Annotated in this window: 4 protein-coding genes and 1 pseudogene; 2 read left to right on the top strand and 3 right to left on the bottom strand. The window is 64.2% G+C overall.

The window, feature by feature from the left end; genetic code table 11:
• The first annotated feature begins 92 nt into the window (after window positions 1-92).
• Entirely contained in the window at window positions 93-1547 is a 1455-nt protein-coding gene (gene cysS, locus VGD20_RS19370) for a cysteine--tRNA ligase (protein WP_331136011.1), read from the top strand.
• Between the two features lie 48 nt (window positions 1548-1595).
• Entirely contained in the window at window positions 1596-2540 is a 945-nt protein-coding gene (locus VGD20_RS19365) for a D-2-hydroxyacid dehydrogenase (protein ID WP_331136010.1), read from the top strand.
• A 31-nt stretch (window positions 2541-2571) separates the two neighbouring features.
• On the opposite strand, the gene VGD20_RS19360 is transcribed toward VGD20_RS19365, so the two are convergent.
• The 3 genes and pseudogenes from VGD20_RS19360 to VGD20_RS19350 all read right to left on the bottom strand — a co-directional run.
• Window positions 2572-3342, bottom strand: a complete 771-nt coding sequence (locus tag VGD20_RS19360; protein WP_331136009.1) for a CHAP domain-containing protein — start codon at window positions 3340-3342, stop codon at window positions 2572-2574.
• 13 nt (window positions 3343-3355) lie between these two features.
• A complete protein-coding gene (locus VGD20_RS19355) occupies window positions 3356-4222 on the bottom strand; it encodes a metallophosphoesterase (RefSeq protein ID WP_331136008.1) in 867 nt (288 codons plus the stop codon).
• A 43-nt stretch (window positions 4223-4265) separates the two neighbouring features.
• A pseudogene (locus tag VGD20_RS19350) lies at window positions 4266-5223 on the bottom strand (cytochrome c3 family protein); the annotation flags it as partial.

Genomic DNA, 5223 nt, shown 5'->3' with positions numbered 1-5223 from the left:
TTTCGGTCGAAGCGCAGAGCGTTTCCACCTCAAACGATCAGGCTCTAAGCAGTGAGTTGACGCAAGGCGCTTTTGAGGGGAATGGGCTGGCCATGACCACAGAAGCGCCGCTCGTCCTCTACAACAGCCTCACCCGCTCGGCGGAGCCTTTCCAGCCGATCCACCCCGGCGAGGCGCGCGTCTATACGTGCGGGCCGACGGTCTACAACTTCCAGCATATCGGCAACATGCGCGCCTATGTCTTCGCCGATACACTCGGCCGGACGCTGACATTCAAGGGTTATGCGCTCCGCCATATCATCAACATCACCGATGTCGGTCATCTAACATCCGATTCCGATGCCGGCGACGACAAGATGGAAAAGGCGGCAGCGTCGCAGGGCAAAACCGCATGGGACATCGCGGCTTTCTACACGGCGGAATTCAAGCGTGACCTGTCATGGCTGAATGTGCGCGATCCCGCCAAATGGACGGTGGCGACCGACTATGTGCCGCGGATGATCGACTTCGCGAAAAGCATCGCCGACCGCCATTGCTACGAGCTCGATAGTGGCCTCTATTTCGACGTCTCGACGGTGGCCGACTACGGCCGGCTCGCGCGCGCCGTCACCGACGACGGCGAAGGCCGTATCGAAGAGGTCGAAGGCAAGCGCCACGCGGCCGACTTCGCGATCTGGCGCAAGACGCCCGCGGGCGAGACGCGCCAGATGGAGTGGGATTCGCCCTGGGGCCGCGGTGCTCCCGGCTGGCATCTCGAATGTTCGGTGATGGGCGAAGCCGAACTCGGCATGCCCTTCGACATTCACACCGGCGGCATCGATCACCGCGAAATTCATCACCCGAACGAGATCGCTCAGAATCAGGCGTATCGCGGCTGCGGTAGCCTCGATTGCGCCGAACATTCGGGCGCCCGGATGTGGATGCACAATAATTTCCTGATCGACCGCGGCGGCAAGATGTCAAAGTCCACCGGCGAGTTTCTGCGGCTGCAACTGCTCGTCGATCGCGGCTATCACCCCCTCGCCTATCGCCTGATGTGCCTGCAGGCGCATTATCGCAGCGAGCTGGAATTCAGCTGGGAGGGTCTCGGCGCAGCGCTGACACGGCTCAAACGGCTGGTGATGGCGGCCGCGCCCGTCCGCGATGCCGAGAGTGCCCAGCCGACCGACCGCCGGCTCACCGACCTTCTCGCGAAATTCGATACCGCGATTTCGGACGACCTCAACACGGCCGTCGCGCTGACCCTGCTGGAAGAAGCCGCGGCCATGAAGAAGGTCGATGCTGGCCAGAAGCGCGCGGCGCTCGCCGTCATGGATGGGGTGCTTGGCCTCGACCTGTTGACCATCGAACGCGCCGACCTGCGTGTCCGTCCCCGGGCTGCGACGATCGGCGAAGACGAAATCGAAGCGACGCTCGTGCGCCGCAAGGAAGCTCGCACCGCCAAGGACTTCGCAGCCTCCGATACCCTTCGCGACGAACTCATTGCCGCAGGCGTCGAGGTGATGGACGGCGACCCGCTCGGTTGGGACTGGCGGTTGGAGACATAAATATCCTCCCCGCCGGCTTGCGATGGAGAAGATCAGGAAGGATTTTGAATGACCAAGACCGTCACCGTCCTGTCGGGCCTGATCCGTCCGCTCGTCGAAAACCGCCTGCCCGATTGGGTCGAACCACATTTCTTCGCGTCGAAAGAAGAGGCGCTCGACCTCGCGCCGCGCGCCGAGATCGGCTGGTTCGACATGTACGACAAGAAGGACATGGCCGCGGTCATCGCAGCCGCGACGCAGCTCAAATGGCTGAACTCGATCTACGCCGGAGTCGACGGCATGCCGCTGGGTCTGCTCGCCGAGCGCGGCACGGTGGTGACCAACGGCGCCGGGATCAACGCGATCACCATCGCCGAATATGTCGTGATGGGCATGCTGACCGTCGCCAAGGGCTACCGCGATGTCGTCCGCGCGCAGGAACGTCGCGAGTGGCTGATGGATTCGCCGGGCAAGGTCGAACTGTTCGGCTCGAAGGCGCTGCTCCTTGGCTATGGCGCGATCGGCAAGCTGATCGAGGAACGGCTGAAGGCTTTTGCTGTCGACGTCACGATCGTGCGCCGGTCGCCGGGCCCGAACACGCTGACCCCCGACCAGTGGCGCGCAAGCTTAAGCGATTTCGACTGGGTGATCCTCGCGGTCCCGGCGACCCCCGAGACCGACGGCATGATCGGCGCCGCAGAACTGGCGGCGATGAAGCCCACCGCGACGCTGATCAACATTGCGCGCGGCAGCGTCGTCGATCAGGACGCGCTGGTCGCTGCGCTCGACGGCCAGCAGATCGCTTCGGCCTTCCTCGACGTGACGACGCCCGAACCGCTCCCCTCGGACGACCCGCTGTGGAGCCTCGACAATGCGCATATCACGATGCACCTGTCCGGGCGCGCGCAAGACAAGATGTTCGTCCGCTCGGCGCAGCGCTTCCTCGAAAACCTGGACCGCTGGAAGAAGGGCGAGGCCGTCGAACCGCGCGTCGACCTGACACTCGGTTACTGACCCGCGCGCCGGAAGACCCCGCCGTGGCTTCCTAGGTGAAGTCGATGAAGCCCTTGAGCGACGGATCGATGACCTTGCGGCGGTTGAGCTCGAAAACGCCAAGTCCGTTGCGGTTTCCCGTCGGGTTGGTGTTGCCTTCCAGGGTCTTGAGCGCCCCGCCCACGGACTGGCGGACGAAACCGGTGTGGCCCGCACCGCCGCCGTAATCGAGGATGAACACCATGCCCGGCTTCACCAGCGCCGGGTCGGCCAGAGCCTGCGCGCGCGTGATGATCCGCTGCGGATCGGCTCGCTTGACCTTGTTCCATGCGTCGAGGCAGCCGGCGGTTTTCGGAAACGCGGTAGCAGCGCTTCCCTGTTTGAAGCACCAGTAGACGAACGACATGCACCAGAAATAGCCGGGCGCGTTCCCTCTGGGCAAGGTGAGCCCGGACGCCGTCTGATATTTGTCCACCATCGGTCCGCGATTCGAGCCCAGCGGCTCTTCCATCACCCCGATCTGGGAAATCGCGACGCCCAGCGCAGCGGCGGCTTCGCCACCCGGCGGGGCATTGACGACGGAATTGCTGAAGAGCGCGCCCCAGGTCAGCGATCCGACCTCGCCGTCGACCTCCAGCGGACGGCCCAATAGATCGGCATTTTGCGACTGGAAGAGCTTGACCAGCGATTTGAAGGCCGGGTCGAAGTGACCGGCGGGCGAGGTCGACAGATATCCCCTCGCCTTCAACCCCGCGGCAATCGCCCTGACGATGGCCTGGTCGGTTTCGTTGATCTTGATGATACGTCCCGGAAACTGCGGCATGCTCTCCCTCCCCCTATATTGCCTCTCGATCTGCGGCGGGCCGCTCGGCCTTCAACTCACGCACCAGCGGCTGCAATCGCTCGTCATATCTGGCGAGCATCGTGTGCGCGCCGGCATGGTCGTAGAAGCTGACCAGCTCGCGCCCGTTCCAGCGGTGGAGCGCATAGGCTGGATCCTCGGCGACGATCATCGGACGGTCGTCGGGCCTGTTCTCGTCGATGGGCCTGAGGTCGAGCGACACCTGCGGCGCCGTCGACGAGCAGATGGCGACGGTGCGCCCTTCCCATGCCACCGTCACAGAGCGGTGGAGATGGCCGCAGATCAGCCCGCGGACCTGCGGGTGGCGCCGCACGACAGCGGTGAAGACCGCGACCCATGGCTCATCGGGGTCGGTATTCATCCACTCGATCCCGCTTTCGATCGGCGGATGGTGCATGACGATATAGGTCGGCTTCACCCTGTCCTTCGCCAGTTCGGCGTCGAGCCATGCCGCGCGTTGTTCGCAAAACGCGCCGCCATGGCGCCCTTCCTCCAGCGTATCGACAGTGACGAGGCGCAGTTCGGGCAGTTCGATCGTGTACTGAACGAAACCGTTGCCGTCATCAAACCCCGGAAAACGCGCATGGAAATTGTCGCGCAAGTCATGGTTCCCGACGCTCGGCCAGACGGGAAAGGGGCAGCGCGAGAAGGCCGTGACCAAGCGGCGGTAGCTGTCGTCGTCGCCGCGGTCGGTGATGTCGCCGGTGGCGAGCAGCAGGTCGGGACGGTTCGGCCCCTCGATCAGCACATCGAGCACCTCGTCGAGGCGTTTGCGGTTATATTCGGCCGGATTGTCCGGATCGAACCCGATATGGATATCTGTGATCTGCGCGATCAGCATATCCGTCCCCTGCTTCCGCCGGTCTGGTCCGGCGACCCAAAACCTACCCGCCCTGCCTTGCCGCGTGCAAGGAAGGTGTGCGCCATGTCACGTCGTAAAGGCCCCGCCCCCCGGTTCCTGTGATCATGCTCACACCATAGCTAGCACGCAGGGGTTTATTTGTAATCGCGGCCACGTTTTTCTTGCGCTGGCGCGGCGGCATCCATGGTTTGCCCCCGTCCGAATGATATTCGTGGCACATCGCGCACGGCGATTCGGTCGCCGTCTCGACCTTTACCAGCCGCGCGCCGCCCTCGCCGACATGGCAGTCGCGGCATTGGCGGACTCCCGGTACGAGCAGGTCGGTCGACGCCTTCGATGTGGGTGCAGCGGTATGGCAATCGGCGCAGGCCGTTTCCTTATGCGCATCATGGTCGAACCAGCCCTTTTGCAGATAGCGCGGTGTCTGGTCGACCGCCGCCACGCGCCAGCTGTTCCCCGCCTGCGTAGCAAAGATTGTGTGGCAGTCGTAACAGGCGCCGCCCTGCGAGAAGACCGCGCGCACGGCGTCCTGCGCACGGCTCGGCCGCGTCGCGACTTCGTTGAAATAGATGTTGTAGACCTGCCCCTCGGCGTAAGCGCCCGGCCGCCGCCTTTGCATGCCGCCGAGCTGGAGCGGGCGCGCCGGCGGGGTCGAACGGTAATAGGCGGTGAGATCGGCGACGACCTGGTCGGGCTCGCCATGACGCAGCGTTCGCGTGACCCCGCCGACGGTCTCGAACGCAAGGCTGTGGCACATCGCGCAGTCGCGCTCCATCTCGACCGGCTGGACGCGCACCCCGTCGGACTCGACGCGGTGGCAGTTTTCGCATTCGAGTTTCCGCCCGAAATCATAACGCCCGCGGAAACTCGACGCCATGCGCGCGACCCCGTCGGTCGCCTGCAGATGCAGGTAGTGCGGGAATTTGAGGCCGTTATAGTCGACCAAACCCTTGGCCAGTGTCGTGCGCACCAGCTTGCCG

This window comes from Sphingopyxis sp. (genome assembly GCF_036402335.1).
Lineage (GTDB): Bacteria > Pseudomonadota > Alphaproteobacteria > Sphingomonadales > Sphingomonadaceae > Sphingopyxis.
This window is presented reverse-complemented; position numbering and strand designations above follow the sequence as displayed.

Bases quoted from the DNA above. Each gene is read 5' to 3' on its own strand.
- VGD20_RS19360 (WP_331136009.1), bottom strand. From the start codon at position 3,342: ATGCCGCAGTTTCCGGGACGTATCATCAAGATCAACGAAACCGACCAG.
- VGD20_RS19355 (WP_331136008.1), bottom strand. From the start codon at position 4,222: ATGCTGATCGCGCAGATCACAGATATCCATATCGGGTTCGATCCGGAC.
- VGD20_RS19365 (WP_331136010.1), top strand. From the start codon at position 1,596: ATGACCAAGACCGTCACCGTCCTGTCGGGCCTGATCCGTCCGCTCGTC.
- cysS (WP_331136011.1), top strand. From the start codon at position 93: ATGACCACAGAAGCGCCGCTCGTCCTCTACAACAGCCTCACCCGCTCG.